24 protein-coding genes and 1 pseudogene are annotated in these 21,744 nt (G+C 74.1%); 12 read left to right on the top strand and 13 right to left on the bottom strand.

Annotated elements, in window-relative coordinates; all coding sequences use genetic code 11:
- The first annotated feature begins 207 nt into the window (after positions 1-207).
- From L6E17_RS00370 to L6E17_RS00385, 4 genes are all read left to right on the top strand, one after another.
- On the top strand, positions 208-1,002 hold the full coding sequence (locus L6E17_RS00370) for a hypothetical protein (protein WP_236238809.1): 795 nt from the start codon (positions 208-210) through the stop codon (positions 1,000-1,002).
- A gap of 73 nt (positions 1,003-1,075) precedes the next feature.
- Entirely contained in the window at positions 1,076-1,291 is a 216-nt protein-coding gene (locus L6E17_RS00375) for a hypothetical protein (RefSeq protein WP_236238810.1), read from the top strand.
- A 109-nt stretch (positions 1,292-1,400) separates the two neighbouring features.
- On the top strand, positions 1,401-1,775 hold the full coding sequence (locus tag L6E17_RS00380) for a hypothetical protein (RefSeq protein ID WP_236238811.1): 375 nt from the start codon (positions 1,401-1,403) through the stop codon (positions 1,773-1,775).
- On the top strand, positions 1,772-2,005 hold the full coding sequence (locus tag L6E17_RS00385) for a hypothetical protein (RefSeq protein ID WP_236238812.1): 234 nt from the start codon (positions 1,772-1,774) through the stop codon (positions 2,003-2,005). The genes L6E17_RS00380 and L6E17_RS00385 overlap by 4 nt, the downstream gene beginning before the upstream one ends.
- Positions 2,006-2,158: 153 nt before the next feature.
- Here L6E17_RS00385 and L6E17_RS00390 read toward each other — a convergent pair whose 3' ends face one another.
- The 10 genes from L6E17_RS00390 to iolC form a co-directional block, all read right to left on the bottom strand.
- Positions 2,159-2,380 (bottom strand): hypothetical protein, encoded by a 222-nt coding sequence (locus L6E17_RS00390; RefSeq protein WP_236238813.1) that lies wholly within the window; start codon positions 2,378-2,380, stop codon positions 2,159-2,161.
- On the bottom strand, positions 2,377-2,739 hold the full coding sequence (locus L6E17_RS00395; RefSeq protein WP_236238814.1) for a hypothetical protein: 363 nt from the start codon (positions 2,737-2,739) through the stop codon (positions 2,377-2,379). Before L6E17_RS00395 ends, L6E17_RS00390 begins: the two co-directional genes overlap by 4 nt.
- A 13-nt stretch (positions 2,740-2,752) precedes the next feature.
- Positions 2,753-2,917 carry a hypothetical protein gene (locus tag L6E17_RS00400; protein WP_236239674.1) on the bottom strand — a complete coding sequence of 55 codons (165 nt, stop codon included), beginning with the start codon at positions 2,915-2,917 and terminating at the stop codon, positions 2,753-2,755.
- A gap of 362 nt (positions 2,918-3,279) precedes the next feature.
- Positions 3,280-3,645 (bottom strand): hypothetical protein, encoded by a 366-nt coding sequence (locus L6E17_RS00405; RefSeq protein WP_236238815.1) that lies wholly within the window; start codon positions 3,643-3,645, stop codon positions 3,280-3,282.
- Positions 3,646-3,859: 214 nt separating this feature from the next.
- Positions 3,860-4,591 carry a GntR family transcriptional regulator gene (locus tag L6E17_RS00410; protein WP_236238816.1) on the bottom strand — a complete coding sequence of 244 codons (732 nt, stop codon included), beginning with the start codon at positions 4,589-4,591 and terminating at the stop codon, positions 3,860-3,862.
- 256 nt (positions 4,592-4,847) lie between these two features.
- Positions 4,848-5,246 carry a hypothetical protein gene (locus tag L6E17_RS00415; protein ID WP_236238817.1) on the bottom strand — a complete coding sequence of 133 codons (399 nt, stop codon included), beginning with the start codon at positions 5,244-5,246 and terminating at the stop codon, positions 4,848-4,850.
- Positions 5,247-5,432: 186 nt separating this feature from the next.
- On the bottom strand, positions 5,433-7,310 hold the full coding sequence (gene iolD, locus L6E17_RS00420) for a 3D-(3,5/4)-trihydroxycyclohexane-1,2-dione acylhydrolase (decyclizing) (protein WP_236238818.1): 1,878 nt from the start codon (positions 7,308-7,310) through the stop codon (positions 5,433-5,435).
- Between the two features lie 11 nt (positions 7,311-7,321).
- Entirely contained in the window at positions 7,322-8,224 is a 903-nt protein-coding gene (gene iolB / locus L6E17_RS00425; protein ID WP_236238819.1) for a 5-deoxy-glucuronate isomerase, read from the bottom strand.
- A 15-nt stretch (positions 8,225-8,239) separates the two neighbouring features.
- Positions 8,240-9,118, bottom strand: a complete 879-nt coding sequence (locus L6E17_RS00430; protein WP_236238820.1) for a deoxyribose-phosphate aldolase — start codon at positions 9,116-9,118, stop codon at positions 8,240-8,242.
- Positions 9,119-9,282: 164 nt separating this feature from the next.
- Positions 9,283-10,239, bottom strand: a complete 957-nt coding sequence (gene iolC, locus L6E17_RS00435; RefSeq protein ID WP_236238821.1) for a 5-dehydro-2-deoxygluconokinase — start codon at positions 10,237-10,239, stop codon at positions 9,283-9,285.
- Positions 10,240-10,531: 292 nt separating this feature from the next.
- Between iolC and L6E17_RS00440 the strand changes: the two genes are divergently transcribed.
- The 6 genes and pseudogenes from L6E17_RS00440 (at position 10,532) to L6E17_RS00465 (ending at position 15,916) form a co-directional block, all read left to right on the top strand.
- Positions 10,532-11,554 (top strand): sugar ABC transporter substrate-binding protein, encoded by a 1,023-nt coding sequence (locus L6E17_RS00440; protein ID WP_236238822.1) that lies wholly within the window; start codon positions 10,532-10,534, stop codon positions 11,552-11,554.
- A 5-nt stretch (positions 11,555-11,559) separates the two neighbouring features.
- Complete coding sequence (locus tag L6E17_RS00445; protein WP_236239580.1) at positions 11,560-12,639, top strand: ABC transporter permease; 1,080 nt, start codon at positions 11,560-11,562, stop codon at positions 12,637-12,639.
- A 5-nt stretch (positions 12,640-12,644) separates the two neighbouring features.
- A complete protein-coding gene (locus L6E17_RS00450) occupies positions 12,645-13,520 on the top strand; it encodes an ATP-binding cassette domain-containing protein (protein ID WP_236238823.1) in 876 nt (291 codons plus the stop codon).
- A gap of 76 nt (positions 13,521-13,596) precedes the next feature.
- Positions 13,597-14,514 (top strand): sugar phosphate isomerase/epimerase, encoded by a 918-nt coding sequence (locus L6E17_RS00455; RefSeq protein WP_236238824.1) that lies wholly within the window; start codon positions 13,597-13,599, stop codon positions 14,512-14,514.
- A 34-nt stretch (positions 14,515-14,548) separates the two neighbouring features.
- Positions 14,549-15,576 (top strand): annotated as a pseudogene (locus L6E17_RS00460) (Gfo/Idh/MocA family protein).
- Between the two features lie 103 nt (positions 15,577-15,679).
- Positions 15,680-15,916 (top strand): hypothetical protein, encoded by a 237-nt coding sequence (locus L6E17_RS00465; RefSeq protein ID WP_236238825.1) that lies wholly within the window; start codon positions 15,680-15,682, stop codon positions 15,914-15,916.
- 374 nt (positions 15,917-16,290) lie between these two features.
- Here L6E17_RS00465 and L6E17_RS00475 read toward each other — a convergent pair whose 3' ends face one another.
- A complete protein-coding gene (locus tag L6E17_RS00475) occupies positions 16,291-16,593 on the bottom strand; it encodes a hypothetical protein (protein ID WP_071271776.1) in 303 nt (100 codons plus the stop codon).
- 323 nt (positions 16,594-16,916) lie between these two features.
- Here L6E17_RS00475 and L6E17_RS00480 point away from each other — a divergent pair, with 323 nt between their 5' ends.
- On the top strand, positions 16,917-17,447 hold the full coding sequence (locus L6E17_RS00480; RefSeq protein WP_236238826.1) for a hypothetical protein: 531 nt from the start codon (positions 16,917-16,919) through the stop codon (positions 17,445-17,447).
- Between the two features lie 21 nt (positions 17,448-17,468).
- On the opposite strand, the gene L6E17_RS00485 is transcribed toward L6E17_RS00480, so the two are convergent.
- Positions 17,469-18,494, bottom strand: coding sequence for a LacI family DNA-binding transcriptional regulator (locus L6E17_RS00485; RefSeq protein ID WP_236238827.1), 1,026 nt, complete (start codon positions 18,492-18,494; stop codon positions 17,469-17,471).
- A 142-nt stretch (positions 18,495-18,636) separates the two neighbouring features.
- Here L6E17_RS00485 and L6E17_RS00490 point away from each other — a divergent pair, with 142 nt between their 5' ends.
- Positions 18,637-19,791: a Gfo/Idh/MocA family protein gene (locus tag L6E17_RS00490; protein WP_236238828.1), complete on the top strand. Its 1,155-nt coding sequence runs from the start codon at positions 18,637-18,639 to the stop codon at positions 19,789-19,791.
- A gap of 277 nt (positions 19,792-20,068) precedes the next feature.
- Here L6E17_RS00490 and L6E17_RS00495 read toward each other — a convergent pair whose 3' ends face one another.
- Positions 20,069-21,286 (bottom strand): IS110 family transposase, encoded by a 1,218-nt coding sequence (locus L6E17_RS00495; RefSeq protein WP_236238829.1) that lies wholly within the window; start codon positions 21,284-21,286, stop codon positions 20,069-20,071.
- Positions 21,287-21,744 lie beyond the last annotated feature (458 nt).

The raw sequence follows: 21,744 nt of genomic DNA on the forward strand, positions 1-21,744 counted from the left end.
TGCGCGCCGGCGGGTCGGGGAGGTGTGTCGACCTGGCCCCCGTACTCGACGGGACCTACACCCCCCGCACCGCGCATGGACCGCAGGGACGACTGCCGCGCCCGGTCGTGTCTCGGGACGCAGCCACGTCCTCCGGCGCCCTCTCCAAGCCTCCCAGTGGCCAACCGGCCGCCGGGAGCAAGCCCCCGCCGATAGAGAAGAGCACACATGGAACAGATCAAGAGCGAGATCGACACCATCATGGCCGGAGTGATCAAGGCCATTGCCGCTCACGAAACCGACCACCCAACCGGCCGCCTGCCCGCGACCGGCCGCACGCAGATCGCCACCGCGCTCAAGACCGTCCGTTCCTACGACACCCTTCTCAACTTCGCGCACAACGAGATGGAGAAGCTGCGCCTGAACGACACCCTCTACCCCGAGGGTCGCAAGCGCATGATGCAGGACCTCCTCACCGACGCCGAGCAGAAGACCGCCGACAAGCACCGCACCGCCGACAACAACATCACCGTGGCCCGCGCCTCGTTCATCACCAACGCGTTCCCCACCCTTACCCGCAACCGCGAGATGATCGCCCGGGAGGACGCCCGCATGATCCTCGACGGCAGCAACGACCCACAAAGCACCCTCATCCACCTCGCCCAGCGCCAAGATGACGTCGGCGCCCTGGTCGTCACGGCGTGGGGAGCCGACTACCTCTACTCCCGGGGGTGCGACGACCGCGACGTCAAGAACGCCCAGAAGGCCATCATCGCGATGGCCGTGGCCGGTGCCGCCGAGCAGGACACCGACCCCCACCGATTGGCAGCCGCCCAGGGCGTGAAGGCCGCCGAGTCGGCCAAGGGGCTCAACGACGCGGCGGCATCCGCCACCCGAGGAATCCTCGCCAGCATGCGCGACTACTACGGCGTGCCCCGCGAGGAGAACCCCGTCCCGCGCGATCCCCGCCGCCCCGCCGCCCCGACCGTGCTCGGGGAAGACATCGAGCCGTTCACGGTCTGACCTCACCGCCGAAGGCCGCGCCGTACAGCTCGATGCTCGTACGGCGCGGCCCGCACCGACCTGCGAGGGAAACATGACCGACGACGAGTTCACCGTGTGGCTCGACGCGTTCGACCCGCGCGACCGCAACCGCTGGAAGCACCACTACGAACCGCTGCGCCAGGCACACGCCGCCGTCGTTCGCGCCCGCCAGGCAGGAGACGACGCACAGCTACAGGCAGCACTGCGCGCCCGCAGCGTCCTGCACACACGGCTGGATGTAGCCCAGCGCACCGCTCACCGACCGTGAACCCACCCCAGGGGGTAACCCCCAAGGGGTAGGGGGGCGACGACGCGGAGGAGGGCTCCGGGCGATCGGTCGACCAATCAACCCCAACACCAGCCACGGAGGGTGAGCTATGCCCGCACCACGGGACCCGTCGAAGCCGTACAGCCGCGCCCACCGGGGGCAGGGCCGCGCCGCCCTGGTGAGCCTGCCTGCCCAGGGGTGCACGCTGCCCGTGCCGGAGATGCCTGCCGGGCGGGAGTGGACGGACGCGGACCGGGCCCGGTGGGAGGAGTTGTGGCAGTCCCCGCAGGCGACGCAGTGGGACGACACGGCGCGGGGCACGGTCGCCGTACTGATCGTGTACGAAGCTGCGATTCTCGCGGGAGAGGCGTCCGCGTGGCAGGCGCAGGAGGCCCGGCACGCGGGTGAGGCGCTGGGGCTCACCCCGCGCGCCATGACCCAGCTCGGGTGGCGCATCGTCGACGACGCGGGGGCAGGCTCGTGACAACGCCCCGCCGGGCGGCCCGCGCCGCCCGCAGCGTGCGGGCCGCCGAGACTCCCGCGCCGCCGCCGCGTGCCGAACCGGTGTGGCGGGGGAAGCTCAGCAAGGCGGAGCGGGACTGGCCGAACGGGGGACCGCTCGGGATGCCCGCAGAGTTCATGGTCGTCTACGCGTCGTGGCGCCGTTGGCGGCGGGCGGTGACCGCGTGGCGGGCAGGGTCGGCCGACGAGTAGACGCGGGCAGCACAAGGCCCCCGGGAGGGATTCCCGGGGGCCGTTGGGTGCCTCCCGCGCCTGGCCGGGGGCCATGGACGCCGGGCGCGGGAGGCTGTCAGGGGCCGCCCGCCCCGCCCGCCTGGGGGAAGGGAAGCGGGACGGGCGGCCGGTCTACACGGTGACGACCTCCCGCCGGACGGGTACGCCCTCATGGCAGGCGCACGCGCACCTGATCGACACGGCGGGCGGCTCGGTCACCGGCTGCCCCCGCTGGACCACGTACACGTCCTGCGGAGGAGTGCAATAGCGGTGCTCATCCATCACGCACGCCCCGGACAGACCGGTGCGGTCCATCTCCGCCCACGTGTCCACGATCGTGCGGCGCCCGCTCACCGGTCACCGCCCTCGTTCGCACGGATCGCGGCCAGCGTGTCTGCGAACGCCCGGATCTCTTGGAGCTGTGCCGTCAGGTCGTCCGCGAGTTCGCGCAGTCCCTCCGGGCTGTACCGGTACGAGCCGCCGCCCAGCTCCACCACGACCGCCACGTCCCGTTCGCGGGCGCTGTACGGCGCGGCGTCTACCACGGCATGCAGCCATTCGACCGGGCCCCGCCGGGACGGCGCCGTCAGGGACAGCGACGGCCCGGTGTGGGTCACGTCCGCTCGGTACTGCGGGGCGCCCTGGTCGTGGCCCCGGCACCAGTCGGGCTCCGGCACGGTCACCGGGCCGTGGTCAAGGGTGTGCACGGTCACCGTGCGACCGCGCTCACTCGGCACCGCCCGCGCAGTCAGGCTGCACGCGGTGCCGCTCGGGGCGCGCGACGTAGTACGGGGCGCACCCAAGACAGGCGTACACCGTGAACCCGGGCCCGGTCCCCTGATCGATCTCCGCGACGATGACGGGGGTGTCCGTGATGTGGTTGCACCTCACGCACATACGGATGGGCTTCCGTGCAGGCGCCCGGTAGCCGGGCTGCACGCTCTCCTCCTGAGGCTCGACCGGGGCCGCCCACGTCTGCCCGAGCGTGTCCCGGTGCCCGCCGTCGTGACCGGCGGGCAGGACACACGGCTGGCGGTGGCGTCCGGGGCCGGGCCGCTCCCACCCGGACCGCCGCGCCCCGCACGGGACCGGGGCCGTCCACGTCTGCGCGAACGCGTCCCGGTGCTCACCCTCATGCCCGCCCGGGAGGATGCACGGCAGGCGGTGTCGACCGGGCCCCGGACGCTCCCACCCCGGACGCCGCACCCCGCACGGGGCCGTGTCCAGCGGCTCGACCCGCTTCAGGCGCGCGCTCACCGGGACACCCCGTGAAGGACGCGCCGGTCAAGGTCGATCCCGAAGTCCGCCGCCATCACGAGCGTGAGGCAGCGCCGCTGCTGCCGCAGCCTCTCCTGCCGCCGCTCGTGCGCGACCAGGTACGGCCGGACCAGGGCGAGGGTCTCGCCGTCGAACGTCTCGCGCAGCCCGTACGGGGACCGGGGCCGCGCGGTCCATCCCCACCCCGGGCCGAACTGCGCCACCTGCCCGTACGAGGGACGAGAGGTCTGGGGCTGTGTGGCGGGGGCCGCCGTGGTCGGGCGCGTGCCCGCCCGCCGTCGACCGGAACCGGGCGCGAACACGCCCAGCAGCAGACGCAGTAAGGCATGGATAATGCTCATCGTTGACGCTCCTCTACAGCGTTGGCCAAGCCCCGGGCCGTGCCAGCGGCGCCGGGGTCTGGCAGGTCTTGGGCATGGGCAGGCTGAGGCTGCGGTGTCACCGACCGTAGCCAGCCGCCCACTTGAATGGTCCACCGGTTGACTAGTCATGTCAACGGATACGGAAAAGCCCCCACCCGAATGAGGTGGGGGCTGTATCCCTGTGCGGCGAGGGTCAGTTACTCATCGCGTATTCCTCCGTCCGCGACCAGCGACCGGCGGGGGAGATACCAACCTCGTACGTCAGGGGCCTGCCCTCCTCGCAGTACGTCACGTGGCGAACCTCGCTCACCGCTTCGGGGCCGTCGAGGTGCAGCAGCTCCAACTCTTCGGGTGTGGCGAGCCGAGCCGTCCACCAGTCCCGGGCTGTGTGAGGGCGCCGCCCGGTCTGCATCTCGACGTACCGTGTCGTGCCCTCGCGGATGCGCTCACGCTGAAGGAGACGCGGCGCCGCCTCCAGCACCTCGGCAGTGAACCAACTCCAACTGGTGGCGGTCGGATTCTCACCCTCGTACGTAACACGCTGCCGCCGGGCCACCTGATCGCCCGACTGAACGCCGAGGGCGGTAGCCACATCCTCCGGAGCGGGAACCAGCTCGGCAGACACGATCGTTGCGTGCTCACCTGCCGTGTAGATGTGCCCGGTGTCCACGGACGCCTTATAGCGCTCACCCGCCGTCCGGGCCAGCAGCACCCGTTCGCGAACCGTGGACCCCGTGCCCTGGCGGGTCTCGATGAGCCCCTCGTGCCGCAGCACCTCAAGCGCTCGAACAACGGTCGCGCGGGACACCGACCATCGCTCGGTCAACTCCCGCTCGGAAGGCAGGGAGTCGCCCGGCTTCAGGTCTCCCCGCACGATCCGGCCGCGAATATCTGCGGCGATCTGGTCGTACTTCGGCAGTGCCATGATCAGGCCCTTACTCGACTAGTGGACTGGTCCAGTAGTCATGCTGGTTGAACGGCGTGTTCGAGGTCAACCCTTGGCCCGATCCGTGGACGCAACGTAAAGATGGGGCGCTGCGCCTGAGGGTGGCGACTCCACCGACTGACGCGACCCAGCGGCCCTAGGCCCTGAGGCGCCCGCTACGCCCCGCCAGAGCAGGCGGGGCGTTCGGTATTCCGGGGCGCAATCGGCCGCTGACCTGCACAGACGACCCCGAGCGTCAAAGGGTGGACCTACGCGCATTTGACACGTCGAGGGCGTGGGCGCGGGAGCCGAGCGACGCCTGGACGATGTGCGCGGTGGCCGGTTCCACCATGTCCCGGGTGGCGGACGCGAAGACCAGCAGGTCGAGGTCGAGGGGGTCGAGTCCGGCCCGGTCGAGGGCGGTGCGCGCGGCGCGCTCCGCGAGGGTGGAGGCGTACTCGCCGGGGCCCGCCGCGCGGCGGGTGGTGATGCCGGTCGCCCGCTCGAATATGCCGGGCGGCAGGGTGGGCCCGCTGGCGCCGGCGATGTCCCGGAGCAGCCGCTCGGAGTCGACGACCTGCTCCGGCAGGCTGGCGCCGACCCCGGTGACGCCGACGCGGAAGGCGTCCGCGGGGGCGGTGTTCTGACTGTTCATGACCGGAGGTTACGAACAGCCGGGCGAGTCGCACGTGAGTACGCGTACTCATCCTGTGTGGGTGCGGGCACCTGCCGGCGGGGGCGCGGCCGGTATGGGCGTACCGGCGGCGGCCCCTGGTGCGGCACCGCTGCCGGACCCGGCCGGGTCCGGTGCGGGGGGAGGGTGCCGGGGCGGCGGCGGGGTTCAGAGGTGGCGGCGGATGGCGGGGGTGTGGCTCTCGTACGTCTTGCGGGCCGCGACGGCGGCCTCCCGGGAGGCGACCTCGGCGACGGGGACGTCCCACCATGCCTGGGCGCCGGGTGCCTCCGCGCCGGGCGGCGCGGTCTCGACGTACACGCAGGTGGGCCGGTCGGAGGCGCGGGCGGCCCGCAGGGCGCGGCGCAGTTCGCCGACGGTGCGGGCGCGGAGGGTGTCCATGCCGAGGCTGGCGGCGTTGGCGGCGAGGTCGACGGGGAGCGGTGCGCCGACGAACGCGCCGTCGGGGGTGCGGTAGCGGTAGGCGGTGGCGAAGCGTTCCCCGCCGACCTGCTCGGACAGGCCGCCGATGGAGGCGTAGCCGTGGTTCTGGAGGAGGACGAGATTGACGGGGAGGCCCTCCTGGACGGCGGTGACGATCTCGGTGGGCATCATCAGGTACGTGCCGTCGCCGACGAGGGACCACACGGGCGTGCCGGGCGCGGCGAGTTGGACGCCGATGCCGCCGGGGATCTCGTAGCCCATGCAGGAGTAGCCGTACTCCAGGTGGTACTGGCGCGGGGAGCGGGCCCGCCACAGCTTGTGCAGGTCGCCGGGGAGGGACCCGGCGGCGTTGACGACGACGTCGTCGTCCCCGACGGTCTCGTCGAGGAGGCCGAGGACCTGGGTCTGGGTGGGTACGGCCGTGTCGTCGTCGGCGCGGTAGGCGGCGGCGACGACCCGGTCCCACCGTTCCTTGCCCGCGCGGTACTCGGCCTCGTACGCGGGGTCGACGCGGTGTCCGGCGAGTGCCTCGGCGAGTGCCGCGAGGCCGGCGCGGGCGTCGGCGACGAGGGTGCGGGCGGCCATCTTGTGGGCGTCGAAGGGGGCGATGTTGAGGTTGACGAAGCGGACGTCGGGGCGGGCGAAGAGGGTGCCGGAGGCGGTGGTGAAGTCGGTGTAGCGGGTGCCGACGCCGATGACGAGGTCGGCGGTGCGGGCGAGGTCGTCGCTGGCGGCGGTGCCGGTGTGGCCGATGCCGCCGAGGTCCGCGGGGTGGTCGTGGCGCAGGGAGCCCTTGCCGGCCTGGGTGGAGGCGACGGGGATGCCGGTGGCGTCGGCGAGGGCCCGCAGGGCGTCCTCGGCCTGGCTGTGGTGGACTCCGCCGCCGGCGATGAGCAGGGGGCGCTCGGCGGCGCGGACGGCGTCGGCCGCGGCGGCGAGTTCGGCGGGGTCGGGGGCGGGGCGGCGCACGGTCCAGACGCGGTCCGCGAAGAACGCCTCGGGCCAGTCGTATGCCTCGGCCTGGACGTCCTGCGGCAGTGCCAGGGTCACGGCTCCGGTGTCCGCCGGGTCGGTGAGGACGCGCATCGCCTGGAGGGCGGCGGGGACGAGCGCCTCGGGGCGGGTGATCCGGTCGAAGTGGCGGGAGACGGGGCGGAGGGTGTCGTTGACGGTCACGTCGGCGGACACGGGGTGTTCGAGCTGCTGGAGGAGGGGGTCGGCGGTGCGGGTGGCGAAGGAGTCCCCGGGCAGCAGGAGGACGGGCAGCCGGTTGACGGTGGCGAGGGCGGCGCCGGTGACGAGGTTGGTGGCGCCGGGGCCGATGGAGGTGGTGACGGCCATCGCGGAGAGCCGGTTGAGGTGCCGGGCGTAGCCGACGGCTGCGTGCACCATGGCTTGCTCGTTGCGGCCCTGGTGGAACGGCATGGCCTCCTCGCCGGCTTCGAGGAGTGCCTGGCCGAGGCCGGCGACGTTGCCGTGGCCGAAGATGCCCCAGGTGCCGGCGATGAGCCGGTGCCGGACGCCGTCGCGTTCGGTGTACTGGGCCGACAGGAAGCGCACCAGGGCCTGGGCGACGGTCAGGCGGCGCGTGGACGGGCTCATGCGGGGTGACCTCACTCGGACGGGGCGGTGTAGAGGGGGAGGCGGGGGTCGACGGGCTGGTCCGGCCAGGTGGAGCGGATCCAGGCGTGGTCGGGGTGGTCGCGGATCAGCCAGGCGCGTTCGGTGCCGGGCCCGGCCATGACGTTGAGGTAGTACATGGGGTGGCCGGGCGCGGCGATGGACGGGCCGTGCCAGCCGTCGGGGATGAGGACGGTGTCGCCGTGCCGCACTTCGGCGAGGACGTCGGTGCCGCGGCCGCGGCCGGACGGGGAGACCCGCTGGTAGCCGAAGCCGGGTGTGCCGCCGCGGGCGGCGATCTCGAAGTAGTAGACCTCCTCCAGCGCGGACTCCTCGCCGGGGCGGTGCTCGTCGTGCTTGTGCGGCGGGTACGAGGACCAGTTGCCGCCGGGGGTGAGGACCTCCACGGCGATGAGGCGGTCGCAGGGGAAGGCGTCCGCCGCGGCGAAGTTGTTGACCTGGCGGGAGCAGGTGCCGGCGCCGCGCAGTTCCACGGGGACGCCGGAGGCCGGGCCGTGGCGGGCGGGCAGGCGGCGGTCGCAGCGGGCTCCGGCGAGGGCGAAGCGGCCGCCGCCGGGGGTGGTGAGGGAGACCCGGGCGTCGCGGGGCGCGTACGCGAAGTCGGTGACGGCGCGGAAGACGTCGGGGCGGCCGGTGAGCGGGAAGGTCCGGTCGTCGGCGGTGACGGTGCAGGAGCCGGAGAGGGGCAGCACGATCCATTCGCTGTCGCCGGTGTCGTACGTGTGCCGGCCGCCGGGCGGCAGGTCGAGCACGCGCAGGCTCGAGTGGGCCCAGCCGGCGGAGCCGGGGCCGGCGCCGGCGGAGCCGGGGCCGATGTCGACGGCGTACGGGCCGTTCGCGGCCTTGCCCGCGGGCAGGTGGTGGGTGGTGGTCATGGTGGTGGCTCCTCGTCACAGCAGGCCGACGGCGGTGTCCACGGCGTCCTCCACGCTGCCGCGGGCGGGGTAGAGCAGGGAGCGTCCGGCGACGAGGCCCTGCACGGTGGGCAGTCGGAGGGCCTTGCGCCACCGCTCGTACGCTCCGTCCTGGTCCTCGCCGACGTCGCCGCCCAGGAGGACGGCGGGGAGGGTGGAGGTCTCCAGGACGGCGGCCATGTCGTCGGGGTCGTCGGTGACCGGCAGTTTCAGCCAGGTGTAGGCGGAGGTTCCGGCGAGTCCGGAGGCGATCGCGATGGCGCGGGTCACCGCCGCGGCGCCGAGGTCGTTGCGTACGCCGTGCTCGCCGCGGCGGGAGATGAAGGGTTCGACGAACACGGGGAGCCGCAGGGCGGCCATGGCGTCGATGGCGCGGGCGGTGGCGTGCAGGGTGGTGAGGGAGCCCGGGTCGGTGTAGTCGATGCGCAGGAGGAGCTTGCCGGCGTCGAAGCGGAGCCGGGCGAGGTCCTCGGCGCGGTGGCCGGTGAACCGGTCGTCGAGCTCGAAGCGGGCGCCGGCGAGGCCGCCGCGGTTCATGGAGCCCATGACGACCTTGCCGTCGAGGGCGCCGAGGAGGAGCAGGTCCTCCAGGATGTCCGCGGTGGCGAGGACGCCGTCGACCCCGGGGCGGGACAGGGCGGTGCAGAGCCGTTCGAGCAGGTCCGCGCGGTTCGCCATGGCGAGCGGGTCGCCGCCGACGGCGAGGGCGCCGCGCGCGGGGTGGTCGGCGGCGACGATCATGAGGCGGCCGCCGGCTCCGAGCAGGGGGCGCCGGGAGCGGCGTGCGGCGGCCTCGGCGATGGCCTCGGGGTGCCTGGCCCGCAGGGTGGCGAGTGCGGAGATGCTGATGGTCACGTCGGGCTCCTACTCAAGCCCGTCCGGTGGCTGCGGACGGGCGGTGTCCGGGCGCGGGGACGGGGTCTGGGGGCGGGCCTCTCACGCGGCGGGCGGGAGGAAGCGGGGAGGGGGCAGGGGGCGAGGGGGCAGCGACGGCGGGGGCGGGGGCTGCCGGGCACGGCCTAGCCGCGGGCGACGAGGGCGTCGAGCTCGGCGGCGGTGGGCATCGCGGAGGAGCAGGCGAGCCGGGAGGCGACGAGGGCGCCCGCGGCGTTGGCGTACCGCATGGTCCGCTCCAGTTCCCAGCCGGAGAGCAGGCCGTGGCACAGCGAGCCGCCGAACGCGTCGCCGGCGCCGAGGCCGTTGACGACGTCGACGGGGACGGGCGGCACCTCGGCGGTGGTGCCGTCGCGGTGCGCGGCGAGGACGCCGCGGGGGCCCTGTTTGACGACGGCGAGCTCGACGCCTGCCGCGAGCAGGGCGTCGGCGCAGGCGCGGGGGTCGCGGGCGCCCGTGGCGATCTCGCACTCGTCGATGTTGCCGACGGCGACGGTGGCGTGGCGCAGGGCCTCGGCGTAGGCGGCGCGGGCCTGCGCGGGGTCGTCCCAGAACATGGGGCGCCAGTCCAGGTCGAAGACGGTGGGGCCGGCCTTGGCGCGGGCCGCGAGGGCGGTGAGGGTGGCGGTGCGGCTGGGTTCCGCGCTGAGCCCGGTGCCCGTCATCCAGAAGACGCGGGCCCGGCGGATGGCGCCGAGGTCGAGTTCGCCGGGATGGATCTCCAGGTCGGGCGCTTTGGGCCGGCGGTAGAAGTAGAGCGGGAAGTGGTCGGGCGGGAAGATCTCGCAGAACGTGACGGGCGTCGGGTAGGCGGGGACCGGGGTCACCCAGCGGTCGTCGACGCCGAACTCCTTGAGCGCCTGGTGGACGTACGTGCCGAAGGGGTCGTCCCCGGTGCGGGTGACCACCGCCGCGGTGCGGCCGAGGCGGGCGGCGGCGACGGCGACGTTCGTGGCGGAGCCGCCGAGGAACTTGCCGAAGCTCTCCACCTGTGCGAGGGGCACACCGGTCTGGAGGGGGTAGAGGTCCACTCCCACCCGCCCCATGGTGATCAGGTCGAAGGTCTCGGTTGCGTCGGCCATGCGCGTCGCTCCTGGGGCGGTGGGGTGCGTACGGGGAGGGGGTCCGTGCCTGGTGGGGCCGGGTCCAGGTCTATGGCTTCCCCGGAATCCCTGTCAATACTTTGTACGGACATTCTCACCTGCTCCTGAAATGATGTCCGGACAAAGTATTGACAGGGGTCGGCCGCGCGGGCTTGGATCCGGTCCCAACAGCCGCGCCGCCGATCCGCCGCGGCTGACGCCCCGGGCTCTCGCGGACCCCTCTCCCCGGGTCCGCCGCCCTCCCCCTGTCGCGCAATGAGGTGCAGGACAGATGGACCGCACGTATCAGCCCCGCCCCCGCAGACTCGCCGCCCTCACCGCCGCCGCCGCGGCGTCCGCACTCGCGGTCGCCGGCTGCTCCAGCGGCTCCGGAGGGAGGCAGGCCCAGGAGAACGCCGCCGGCGCGGACACCGCAGGCAAGGCCGGCGCCCCCCGGATGACGGTCGCGATGGTCACCCACGGAGGCCCCGGGGACAGCTTCTGGGACCTCATCCGCAAGGGCGCCGAGACCGCCGCGGCCAAGGGCGGCGTCAAGCTCGTGTACTCCTCCGACCCCAACGCCGCCACCCAGGCGAACCTGGTGCAGAACGCCATCGACCAGAAGGTCGACGGCATCGCGGTCACCCTCGCCAAACCGGACGCGATGAAGGCCGTGATCGCCAAGGCGGAGGCCGCCGGGATACCCGTCGTCGGGTTCAACTCGGGGCTGGGCGAGTGGAAGGACCAGGGCCTGCTGCAGTTCTTCGGCCAGGACGAGTCCGTGGCCGGCGAGGCCTTCGGCGAGAAGCTGAACCGGCTCGGCGCCAAGCGGGGCCTCTGCGTGATCCACGAGCAGGGGAACGTGGGCCTGGAGGCCCGCTGCGCCGGGGTGAAGAAGACCTTCAAGGGCGCCTTGGAGAACCTGTACGTCAACGGCACGGACATGCCGTCGGTGAAGTCGACCGTCACCGCCAAACTCACCCAGGACCCCGCCGTCGACCACGTCGTCACCCTCGGCGCCCCCTTCGCGCTGACCGCCGTGCAGGCGGCCGCCGACGCGGGCGGCAAGGTGCAGGTCGCCACCTTCGACCTCAACAAGGACCTGGTGGAGGCGGTCAAGGCGGGAACGGTCCGGTTCGCCGTCGACCAGCAGCCGTACCTCCAGGGCTATCTGGCGGTCGACTCCCTGTGGCTGTACACGACCAACGGCAACGTCAGCGGCGGCGGGCAGCAGCCGGTGCTCACCGGTCCCGCGTTCGTCGACCGGGACAACGTCGACGCCGTCGCCGCGTTCGCCGCGAAGGGGACCCGGTGACGGCCGTGCCTCCGGCCGCGGCCCCGGCGACGACCTCCCCGCCGCCGGCCCCGGCCCGCGAGGCCGCCCCGGGAGGCGGCCGCCGAGCCCGGCGCTCCGCGGGCCGCAGGCTGCTGGCCCGCCCGGAGATCGGCGCGCTCATCGCCGCGGTCGCCGTCTACCTGTTCTTCTTCTCCGTTGCCCCCGCCTTCCGCGAGGCGGGCTCCCTGGCCACCGTGCTGTACCAGGCGTCCGTCATGGGCATCATGGCCGTCCCCGTCGCCCTGCTGATGATCGGCGGCGAGTTCGACCTGTCCGCCGGTGTCGCCGTCACGTCCTCGGCGCTCACGGCGGCGATCCTGTCGTTCCAGCTGACGCTGAACGTCTGGACGGGCGTGGCCGTCGCCCTGGTGTTCTCCCTCGCCGTCGGCGCGTTCAACGGCTGGCTGCTGATCAGGACCGGGCTGCCCAGTTTCCTCATCACCCTGGGCTCCTTCCTGGTCCTCCAGGGCGCGAACCTGGCCGTCACCAAGCTGTTCACCGGGAACGTCGCCAGCGACTCCGTCGCCGACATGGACGGCTTCGACGAGGCCCGGCGGATCTTCGCCTCCGAGGTCGCCGTCGGCGGGACGCACGTCAAGATCACCGTCTTCTGGTGGCTGCTGTTCGCCGCCGCCGCGAGCTGGCTGCTGCTGCGCACCCGGTTCGGGAACTGGGTCTTCGCCGTCGGCGGCAGCAAGGAGAGCGCCCGCGCCGTCGGCGTCCCCGTGGACCGGACGAAGGTCGCCCTCTTCATGGGGGTCGGCGCGGGCGCCTGGTTCGTCGGCATGCACCTGCTGTTCTCGTTCCGCACCGTGCAGTCCGGCGAGGGCGTCGGCAACGAGTTCCTCTACATCATCGCCGCGGTCATCGGCGGCTGCCTGCTCACCGGCGGCTACGGCTCCGCCGTCGGCCCGGTGATCGGCGCCTTCATCTTCGGCATGGTGTCCCAGGGCATCGTCTACGCCGACTGGAACCCCGACTGGTTCAAGGCGTTCCTCGGCGTGATGCTGCTGCTCGCCGCCCTCGTCAATCTGTGGGTCCGCCGCACGGCGACCCGGAGGTGATCCCCATGGCAACGAACGACACGCCGCACGGCGCTCCGGCGGGCCCGGCCCCGGGGACCCCGCTGGTGGAGCTGCGCGGCGCGGGCAAGGCGTACGGGAATGTGCGCGCCCTCCACGGCGTCGACCTCGCCGTCCGGTCGGGCCGGGTGACCTGCGTCCTCGGCGACAACGGCGCGGGCAAGTCCACCCTCATCAAGATCATCGCAGGGTTGCACCAGCACACCGAGGGGGTGTTCCTCGTCGACGGCGAGCCGGTACGGCTGCGCAGCCCGAGGGACGCCCTGGACCGCGGGATCGCCACCGTCTACCAGGACCTCGCCACGGTGCCGCTGATGCCGGTGTGGCGGAACTTCTTCCTCGGCTCGGAGCTGACCCGCGGCCGAGGGCCGCTGCGCCGCCTCGACATCACCCGGATGAAGCGGACGGCGGACCAGGAGCTGCGGGCCATGGGCATCGTGCTCGACGACCTGGACCAGCCGATCGGCACGCTCTCCGGCGGGCAGCGCCAGTCCGTGGCGATCGCCCGCGCCGTCCACTTCGGGGCGCGCGTCCTCATCCTGGACGAGCCGACCGCGGCGCTCGGCGTGAAGCAGTCGGGGGTGGTGCTGAAGTACGTGGCGGCGGCCCGCGACCGGGGCCTGGGCGTCGTGTTCATCACCCACAACCCGCACCACGCCCATCTGGTCGGCGACCACTTCACCGTCCTGCGGCTGGGCACGATGGACCTGGACGCCGACCGCAGCGAGGTCACCCTGGAGGAACTCACCGACCACATGGCGGGCGGCGCGGAACTGGCCGCCCTCAGACATGAACTCGCCCACGTGCGGGGCGCGGACACCGCCGGGCCGCCCGGCGGCCCCGACCCGGGCACCGCGGCCTGAGCCGCGCCGCGCCGCGCACCGCCCGCACCCTCCGCCCCGCCTCCCCCGCCCGTACGCGGGCGAAAGGACACGCCGCATGGACAGCACCGCCAGCACCCAGGCCCTGGACCGGATCAGGGTCGGCTCCGCGCCCGACTCCTGGGGCGTCTGGTTCCCCGACGACCCGCGGCAGGTGCCGTGGGAGAGGTTCCTGGACGAGGTCGCGGAGGCCGGTTACGAGTGGATCGAGCTGGGGCCCTACGGCTACCTCCCGACCGACCCGGCGAAGCTCGCCGACGAGACCGCCCGGCGCGGCCTGAAGGTGTCCGCCGGCACCGTCTTCACCTCCCTGCACCGGGGGCCGGCGGTCTGGGACGCCACGTGGGAGCACGTCCGCCAGGTCGCCTCCCTCGCCCGCGCGGTGGGCGCGGCGCACCTGGTGGTCATCCCGTCCTTCTGGCGGGACGACAGGACCGCCGAGATCATCGAGCCGTCCGAGCTGACGGGTGAGCAGTGGGCGCACCTCACCAAGGGCATGGAGCGGCTGGGCCACGAGGTGCGCGAGGTGTTCGGCCTGGACATCGTCGTGCACCCGCACGCGGACACCCACATCGACACCGAGGAGCACGTGGAGCGGTTCCTCGACTCCACCGACCGCGAGCTGGTCAACCTGTGCCTGGACACCGGCCACTACGCCTACTGCGGCGGCGACAGCGTGAAGCTGATCGAGACGTACGGCGAGCGCATCGGCTACCTGCACCTCAAGCAGGTCGACCCCGCGGTCCTCGCCGGCGTCGTCGCGCAGGGGGTGCCGTTCGGCCCGGCCGTGCAGCGCGGGGTGATGTGCGAACCGCCCGCCGGCGTGCCCGCGCTGGAGCCGGTACTGGCGGCGGCCCAGCGCCTCGGCGTCGACCTGTTCGCCATCGTGGAGCAGGACATGTACCCCTGCCCGCCCGAGAAGCCGCTGCCCATCGCCGTACGGACCCGCAGGTTCCTGCGCTCCTGCGGCGCCTGACCGGCCCCACCCCACGGAAAGGGAACCCTCCACCATGACCCAGCGCGCAGTGCGCGGAACGCTCGGTGTCGCCGTCATCGGCGCGGGCCGGATGGGCGCCGACCACGTCCGGCGCCTCGACCAGGTCGTCAGCGGGGCGCGGGTGGCCGCCGTCGCGGACGTCGACGCCGAGCGGGCCAAGGCGGTCGCCGCCGGCGTCGACGGCTGCATCCCCTGCACCGACCCGGCCGCCGCCCTGGCCGCGCCCGGTGTGGACGCGGTCGTCGTCGCCTCCCCGGCCCCGCCCACGAGGCGGCGCTGCTGGCCGCGTTCGCCCGCGGCCTGCCGGTGCTGTGCGAGAAGCCGCTCACCCCGGACGCGGCGTCCGCGCTGCGCGTCATGGAGGCCGAGCAGCGGACGGGCCGGCGCCTGGTGCAGGTCGGGTTCATGCGCCGCTACGACAGCGAGTACCTCGAACTGAAGGCGCTGCTGGACGGCGGCGCCCTGGGCCGGCCGCTGATGCTGCACCACCGGCACCGCAACGCCGGCAGCCCGCCCTGGTTCACCAGCGAGATGCTGATCAACGACTCGGTCGTCCACGAGACGGACGTCACCCGCTGGCTCCTCGGCCAGGAGATCACGGCGGTGACGGTGCTGCGCCCCAGGCCGTCGGCCAACGCCCCGGACGGGCTCGACGACCCGCAGTTCGTCGTCTTCGAGACCGACGGCGGCGCGCTCGCCGACGTCGAGATCTACGTCAACTGCCGCTTCGGCTACCAGGTGCGGGCCGAGGCCGTGTGCGAGAACGGCACGGCCCGCGTCGGCGACGCCCGCGGCATGAGCGTCGACACCGCCGGGCGGTGGGGCGGTGCGATCGCGCCGGGCTTCGTGGAGCGGTTCGAGGCGGCGTACGACCGGCAGGTCCAAACGTGGGTGGACGCCACCCGGCGCGGTGAGGTCACCGGGCCGAGCTGCTGGGACGGCTACGCCGCCGCGGCGGTCTGCGAGGCCGGGGTGCGCGCGCAGGCCGCGGGCCGCCGGGTCGAGGTGGAGCTCGCGCCCCGCCCGGCCCTCTACCGCTGACCCCGGTTGCGGACACGCCGCCGGACGGAGCAATCGCGGGGCGGGCGGGGGCCGGATCCCCAGAGTGTGCGGGACACGACCACCCTCCGAAGGGACAGCACTCATGCGGGTTCGCACCTGGCTCACCGCCCCGGCCCTGGCGCTCGCGGCCCTCACGGCCGGCGCGGGAAGCGCCGCCGCCGCCGACACGCCGTGGGGGCCGTTCGGTCAGGGCAACGTCGTCCAGCGCGAGGAGAGCCGGCCGGTCAACCACTGCGGCAACCACTGGACGCACCCCTCGGCGGCCCCCTCCGGCACGCAGACCGCGCCCGAGGGGAACGTCTGCATCAACGGGATGTGAGAGGCCCCCTCAGGACCGCGGCGGGGTGGCCCGTCGTCGCGTCGACGTGGTCGGGGCCCGGCTGAGCCCGCGCGCGGGCCTGCGGGCGCACCGCGGAGCGGGGCGGCGGGCGGCCCGCCGCCCCGGCCCGCTCGCGGCGGCGTCCTGGGCCCGGCCGCTTCCGGTGCCGTCCGGCTCGGCCGGGTCGGGCCCCGGCTTCCGTCCCGCGGGGCGGGCCCCGGCTGCCGTCCGACTCGGCCGGGTCGGGCCCCGGCTGCCGTCCGGCACGGGGCCGGCCCCGGGTGCCTCCGGCGCGGCGGGAGAGCCGCGGTCGGCGCGGCGGGGAAGCCGCGGTCGGCGCGGCGGGCCGACGGCGGTCGGCGCGCGGCTCTGGATCACCTGGCCATGTGGTGTCCCCGGTTGCCGCGCCGCAGAACGGCCGTGACGTCGCCGGAGCGCACGGCCTCCACGACCTCCTGGTGCAGGTCGCGGCTCTCCCGCTCCGACGCGCAGGGCACCGGGCTCCCGGTGATGGTGTACCAGTCGGAGGAGCCGCTGTACTGCACGGTGACGATGGCCTGGCCGTCGGTCCACGTCGTGTGCAGGCTGAGGTCGCCGTGGACCCGTCCCACCTCGTCGGTGGGCACCCCGCCCGCTGCGGCGAACACTCCCGTCGTCGTCCACGAAGCCCACGTCATGGCGCTCACCTTCCTGCCGCACGTTCCTCCAGCCCATGGTCCACCACCCGGGCCGCTACCGGCAGGCCCGAACGGCCCCGGCGCGTCGGCAGCGCCCCGGCGGGCGGCCCGCGGCCGGGGACGTTCGGCCCGCTGCGGCCGGGCCGCGCACCGGAGCACCATGGAGGCAGCGCGGAGCCGGACCTGCGAAGTCGGAGGTGCGCCATGAGGAACCGCTTCCCGGCAGGCCCGGGACCCGGGCACCGGCGGGGCCGCGGGCACGACCGGCCGGCGCACCGCCGGCACGGGCCCGCGGACGGCGCGCGGAGCCCCTCGTACGGCCGGTGGACCGGCTCCAGTGGCGGGTCGACCGGGCGCTGCTCGTGCTGCTGCTCGTGGGCCTGCCGTTCACCGCCTGGCTGGCGGGTTCCGTGACGTACGACAGGACGCAGGACGCGATGGCCTCTCAGGAGGCCACCCGGCGTCCGGTGGCCGCCCGGCTGCTGCAGGACGCCGTACCGGCCGGCCGGAGCGGCGCGGCGGGCGCGGCGACGGCGCGGGTGGAGTGGCGGGAAGGCGCCTCCGCACGGGACGCCGCGGCCGCCGTGGAGCCGGGCGCGCGGGCCGGGGACGTGACGACGGTGTGGCTCGACCGCGGCAGCGGCGAGGTCACGACCGCGCCCCTCAGCCCGTCCGCGGCCGTCTCCACCACGGTGGCCGCCGCCCTCGCGGCGGCCGGCGGCGCGGGCCTGGCGGGCGGCGGCACCCGGGCCGGCGTGCACCGCGCCCTGGACCGCCGACGCTACGCCCGGTGGGACGCGGAGTGGGCCCGCGTCGAGCCCCGCTGGACCGGGCGGGACGACGGCGGCCGGTGACGGCGCCGGGCGGCGGGGGGCTCAGGGACGCCCCGGGCCGCCGCTCGGCGGCGCGGTGGTGCCGCGGATCTCCAGGGCGGGGGTGGTGAGGTGCAGCCTCGCGGGCAGGTCCGGTTCGGCGAGGCGGTCGAGCAGGCACTGGGCGGCGTGCCGCCCGACAGCGCGGCTGCCGTTGTCGACGGTGGTGAGCCACAGGTGGCGCAGGCGGGACAGGGACGTGTTGTCGTACCCGACGAGGGAGAGGTCCCGGGGGACGCTGAGCCCCAGTTCCTCCGCGGCGGACCGCGCTCCCACGCAGGCGATGTCGTTGACCGCGAAGACGGCCGTGGGCCGCGGCGCGCGCGCGGCGCCCAGCAGCCGCACCATGGCGCGGTAGCCGCCTTCCTCGGTGAGGTCGGCCTGCTCGACGACCGCCGTCGCGGCGAGTCCGTGCGCGCGCATGGCGGTCTCGAAGGCGCGGCGGCGCAGCGTCCCGACGGCGCCCTGCCCCGCGAGGTGCGCGATGTGCCGGTGCCCGAGGCCGATGAGGTGCTCGGTGGCGAGGCGGGCGCCGTGCTCGTCGTCGCCGGCGACCACGTCCACGCCCGGCAGCTCCGGCTCGCGGGTGCCGGCGACGACCGTGGGGATCCGCCCCGCCGCGGTGCGCAGCGCCCCGGGGTCCGGCAGGGTGCCGACGGCGACGAGTCCGTCGACGCGCAGTTCGGTGAAGGTGCCGGTGAGGTCCTCGTCGAGCCGCCGGTTCAGGTGGCCGTCGGCGAGCAGCATGTGCATGCCGCTGTCGTGGAGGCGGGAGTTGAGGCCGTCGAGCAGGTCGACGAACCACGGGTTGCGCAGGTCGTTGAGGAGGACCCCCACGGTGCGGGTGCGGCGCTCGCTGAGGCTGCGGGCTGCGGCGTTCGGGCGGTAGCCGAGCTCGCGGACGGCGGCTTCCACCGCTCTGCGCTTCTCGGGGCGCACCTGGTCGGAGCCGCGCAGCACCAGCGAGACCAGGGACTTGGAGACGCCGGCGCGGGCGGCGACATCGCGGATGGTCGGTGCTCTGCCCATGCCTGGACCGTTCCACACACGCCGACACCGCGTCAAGCGGCCGCAAAAAGACTCAGAGGGCTGCTTTATAGAGCCTTGACAGGGCGCAGCACCGCCCTCACTGTGTCCCGCACTGATGTGGACCGGTCCAAGGGAGGCTGTCATGCCGCATGCGCTGGGTGTCGCTGTCGTCGGGTTCGGCTGGATGGGGCGCGTGCACACCCAGGCGTACAGCCGCCTGCCGCACCACTTCCCGCAGCTGCCCGTGCGGCCGCGGCTGGTGGCCGTGGCGGACGAGGTGCCGGGGCGCGCGCAGGAGGCGGCGGGGCGGTACGGCTTCGCGACCGCCGTCCGCGACTGGCGGGAGGTCGCCGCCGACCCGAGGGTGCGGGCGGTCAGTGTCGCCGCGCCGAACTTCCTGCACCGGGAGATCGGTGTCGCCCTGGCGGAGGCGGGCAAGCACCTCTGGATCGAGAAGCCGGTCGGCCTCACCGCCGGGGACGCCCGCGCGGTCGCCGCGGCGGTCGCCGCGGCCGGGGTGCAGGCCGCCGTCGGCTTCAACTACCGCTGCGCGCCCGCCGTCGAGACGGCGCGCGAGCTGATCGCCTCCGGTGAGCTCGGTACGGTGACGCACGCCCGCGTGCGGCTGTTCAGCGACTACGCGGCCCACCCGGAGGCCGCCCTGACCTGGCGGTACGAGCGGGAGCGCGGCGGCAGCGGCGTGCTGGGCGACCTGGCGTCGCACGGCGTGGACCTGGCCCGGTTCCTGCTCGGCGAGATCGCCGCACTGGCGGCGGACACGGCGGTGTTCCTGCCGCAGCGGGCGCGGCCCGCCGGGGCCACCGCGGGCCACGCGCGGGCGGCGGGCGGCGCGCCCGGCCCGGTGGAGAACGAGGACTACGTGTCGTGCCTGCTGCGGTTCGCCTCCGGTGCCCGCGGCGTCCTGGAGGCCTGCCGGGTGTCGGTGGGCGAGCAGAACGCGTACGGCTTCACGGTGCACGGCACGCGCGGCGCGGTGTCCTGGGACTTCCGGCGCATGGGCGAACTGCGGGTGAGCCGGGGCCGCGACTACCAGGACCAGCCCATCAGCACCCTGCACGTCGGCCCCGGGCACGGCGAGTACGGCGCGTTCCAGCCCGGCGCGGCCTCGGCGATGGGCTACGACGACCTCAAGGTCATCGAGGCGTACCGCTTCCTGCGCTCCGTCGCCGAGGGCGCCCCGCACGGCGCGACCCTGGAGGACGCGGTCCGCAGCGCGGAGGCGCTCGACGCGATGCTGGAGTCCGCCGAGCGCGGCACGTGGGTGGCCCCGGCCTGAACACGCCCTCCCGCCACGGGCGCCAGGTCTCGCCTGCGCGACCGGGAGCGGTAACGGCCGGTGGGCGGGACGAGTGGGAGGGCGGTACGGCCCGGTGGGCCGGAGGGCCTGCGGGCGGGCGGCCCGGTGGGCTGGAGGGCCTGCGGCGGGTCGGCCCGGTGGGCTGGAGGGCCTGCGGCGGGTCGGCCCGGTGGGCTGGATGGGCTGTGGGGGGGTGCCTCTATGTCTTTCGTCAAGGCACCTCTGTCGGGTTTCGGGTGGTTCGGGCTTGCTGAAGCTATGCGGCGAGTTCGACGTCCGTCGGTGTCCGGGGTTCGTAGAAGGTGCCGTCGCGGAGCATGGCGAACAGGACGCTGATGCGTTGGCGGGCGAGGCGGAGGAGTGCCTGGGTGTGGGTTTTGCCGCGGGCTCGTTGCTTGTCGTAGTAGGTGCGGGAGGCCGGGTCGGCGTTCATGCAGGCGAAGGCCGAGAGGAACATCGCCCGTTTGAGCTGCCGGTTTCCGCCTCGGGGTGCGTGTTCGCCGTGGATCGAGGTCCCGGACTGCTTCGTGGTGGGTGCGAGGCCGGCGTAGGAGGCGAGGTGGGCTGCGGTGGGGAAGCTGGTGCCGTCGCCGACGGTAACCAGCAGGACGGCGGCGGTCCTGACGCCGACGCCGGGCATCGACGTCAGGACCGGGGAAAGAGGGTGAGCCTCCAGCAGAGCGTTGATCTGGGCTTCCATCGCCCGGCGCTGGGTGTGAACAGCGGTGAGCGAGGCGGCCAGGGAGGGGATCACGATGTCGAGGGTGCCGGTGCCCGGGACCACGACGGTCTGTTCGTCGAGCGCGTCGAAGACGTCGTCGATCAGCCGGGTGGCCATGCGCGGGGCCTTCGGGCGGATCAGCTCCACGAGTCTGCGGCGGCCTGCCTTGCGCAGGGCGGCCGGGGATCCGTAGCGCTCCAGCAACCAGGTCACGGCCTGGTGGTCCAGGCGCGGGCCCAGGACGCGCTCCAGCGAGGGGTGGAACTGGGTGAGCAGACCGCGTATCCGGTTGGAGGTGCGGGTGGCCTCGGCGGCGAGGTCCTGGTCGAAGCCGACGAGCACGGTGAGCTCGGCAGTGATCTCGTCGGTCAGTTCCAGCGAGCGCAGGGTGTGCGGCATAGTCCGTGCGGCGTCCGCGATGACGGCGGCGTCTTTGGCGTCGGTCTTGGCCTCGCCCGGGTAGAGGTCGGCGATCCGGCGCATCGCGAGTCCGGGCAGGTAGGCGACCTGGCAGCCGGCGTCGCGGGCGACGGTCAGCGGCAGGGCGCCGATGGAGGCGGGCTGGTCCACGATCACCAGGACGGTGCCGAACTTGTCGCGCAGCTTGTCGAAGACGGCCCGCAGCCTGGGCTCGCTGTTGGGCAGCGGTTTGTCGAAGACCTTCTTCCCGCCCGGGGTGAGCCCATGACCGTGGTGGGCACTCTTGCCGACGTCCAGGCCCAGGAACACGCCCACGTCTTCGATCTCGAACATCGTGCCCCTTCCCAGGGGGTGTTGGCGGTGCCGGCCTCGGCTCGGGTGTCGTGCTCGCGCATCCACGTTATGCAGACCTGCCGCCCGCGAACTGTCCGGCATTGCGCCGGACCGGACGGTGGCCGGACCTCTGATCAGCGTCTCCGACGAACACCCCCGGACCCGGTGACACCACCCCCCAGGTCATGCCTTCGACAGGGGGCAACAGTCATGCCGGGCCCGGAGGCCAGCGGCCCCGTTGCGGAGCCGCAGAAAACATAACGGGGCGGCCCGGTGGGTGCGGGGCGCGGCGGGGAAGGCACCGGGCGCCGGGCGGCGGCGGCGGCAGGACGAGCGCGGCCCGGACGGCCGGTGGCGTGGGCCGCCCGGTGGGCGGGCGCCGGGCGGTTCGGCCTGGTGGGCGGTACGGCCCTGCGGGCGCGAGGGAGGCCCGGTGGGCGCGGGGGCAGCCCGGGGCG

Source organism: Streptomyces sp. CC228A (genome assembly GCF_021390935.1).
Lineage (GTDB): Bacteria > Actinomycetota > Actinomycetes > Streptomycetales > Streptomycetaceae > Streptomyces.

Excerpts from the sequence above, each read along its gene's own strand:
- L6E17_RS00370 (WP_236238809.1), top strand. The coding sequence starts at position 208 with ATGGAACAGATCAAGAGCGAGATCGACACCATCATGGCCGGAGTGATC.
- L6E17_RS00375 (WP_236238810.1), top strand. The coding sequence starts at position 1,076 with ATGACCGACGACGAGTTCACCGTGTGGCTCGACGCGTTCGACCCGCGC.
- L6E17_RS00380 (WP_236238811.1), top strand. The coding sequence starts at position 1,401 with ATGCCCGCACCACGGGACCCGTCGAAGCCGTACAGCCGCGCCCACCGG.
- L6E17_RS00405 (WP_236238815.1), bottom strand. The coding sequence starts at position 3,645 with ATGAGCATTATCCATGCCTTACTGCGTCTGCTGCTGGGCGTGTTCGCG.
- L6E17_RS00410 (WP_236238816.1), bottom strand. The coding sequence starts at position 4,591 with ATGGCACTGCCGAAGTACGACCAGATCGCCGCAGATATTCGCGGCCGG.
- L6E17_RS00415 (WP_236238817.1), bottom strand. The coding sequence starts at position 5,246 with ATGAACAGTCAGAACACCGCCCCCGCGGACGCCTTCCGCGTCGGCGTC.
- iolD (WP_236238818.1), bottom strand. The coding sequence starts at position 7,310 with ATGAGCCCGTCCACGCGCCGCCTGACCGTCGCCCAGGCCCTGGTGCGC.
- iolB (WP_236238819.1), bottom strand. The coding sequence starts at position 8,224 with ATGACCACCACCCACCACCTGCCCGCGGGCAAGGCCGCGAACGGCCCG.
- iolC (WP_236238821.1), bottom strand. The coding sequence starts at position 10,239 with ATGGCCGACGCAACCGAGACCTTCGACCTGATCACCATGGGGCGGGTG.
- L6E17_RS00440 (WP_236238822.1), top strand. The coding sequence starts at position 10,532 with ATGGACCGCACGTATCAGCCCCGCCCCCGCAGACTCGCCGCCCTCACC.
- L6E17_RS00450 (WP_236238823.1), top strand. The coding sequence starts at position 12,645 with ATGGCAACGAACGACACGCCGCACGGCGCTCCGGCGGGCCCGGCCCCG.
- L6E17_RS00455 (WP_236238824.1), top strand. The coding sequence starts at position 13,597 with ATGGACAGCACCGCCAGCACCCAGGCCCTGGACCGGATCAGGGTCGGC.
- L6E17_RS00465 (WP_236238825.1), top strand. The coding sequence starts at position 15,680 with ATGCGGGTTCGCACCTGGCTCACCGCCCCGGCCCTGGCGCTCGCGGCC.
- L6E17_RS00475 (WP_071271776.1), bottom strand. The coding sequence starts at position 16,593 with ATGACGTGGGCTTCGTGGACGACGACGGGAGTGTTCGCCGCAGCGGGC.
- L6E17_RS00485 (WP_236238827.1), bottom strand. The coding sequence starts at position 18,494 with ATGGGCAGAGCACCGACCATCCGCGATGTCGCCGCCCGCGCCGGCGTC.
- L6E17_RS00490 (WP_236238828.1), top strand. The coding sequence starts at position 18,637 with ATGCCGCATGCGCTGGGTGTCGCTGTCGTCGGGTTCGGCTGGATGGGG.
- L6E17_RS00495 (WP_236238829.1), bottom strand. The coding sequence starts at position 21,286 with ATGTTCGAGATCGAAGACGTGGGCGTGTTCCTGGGCCTGGACGTCGGC.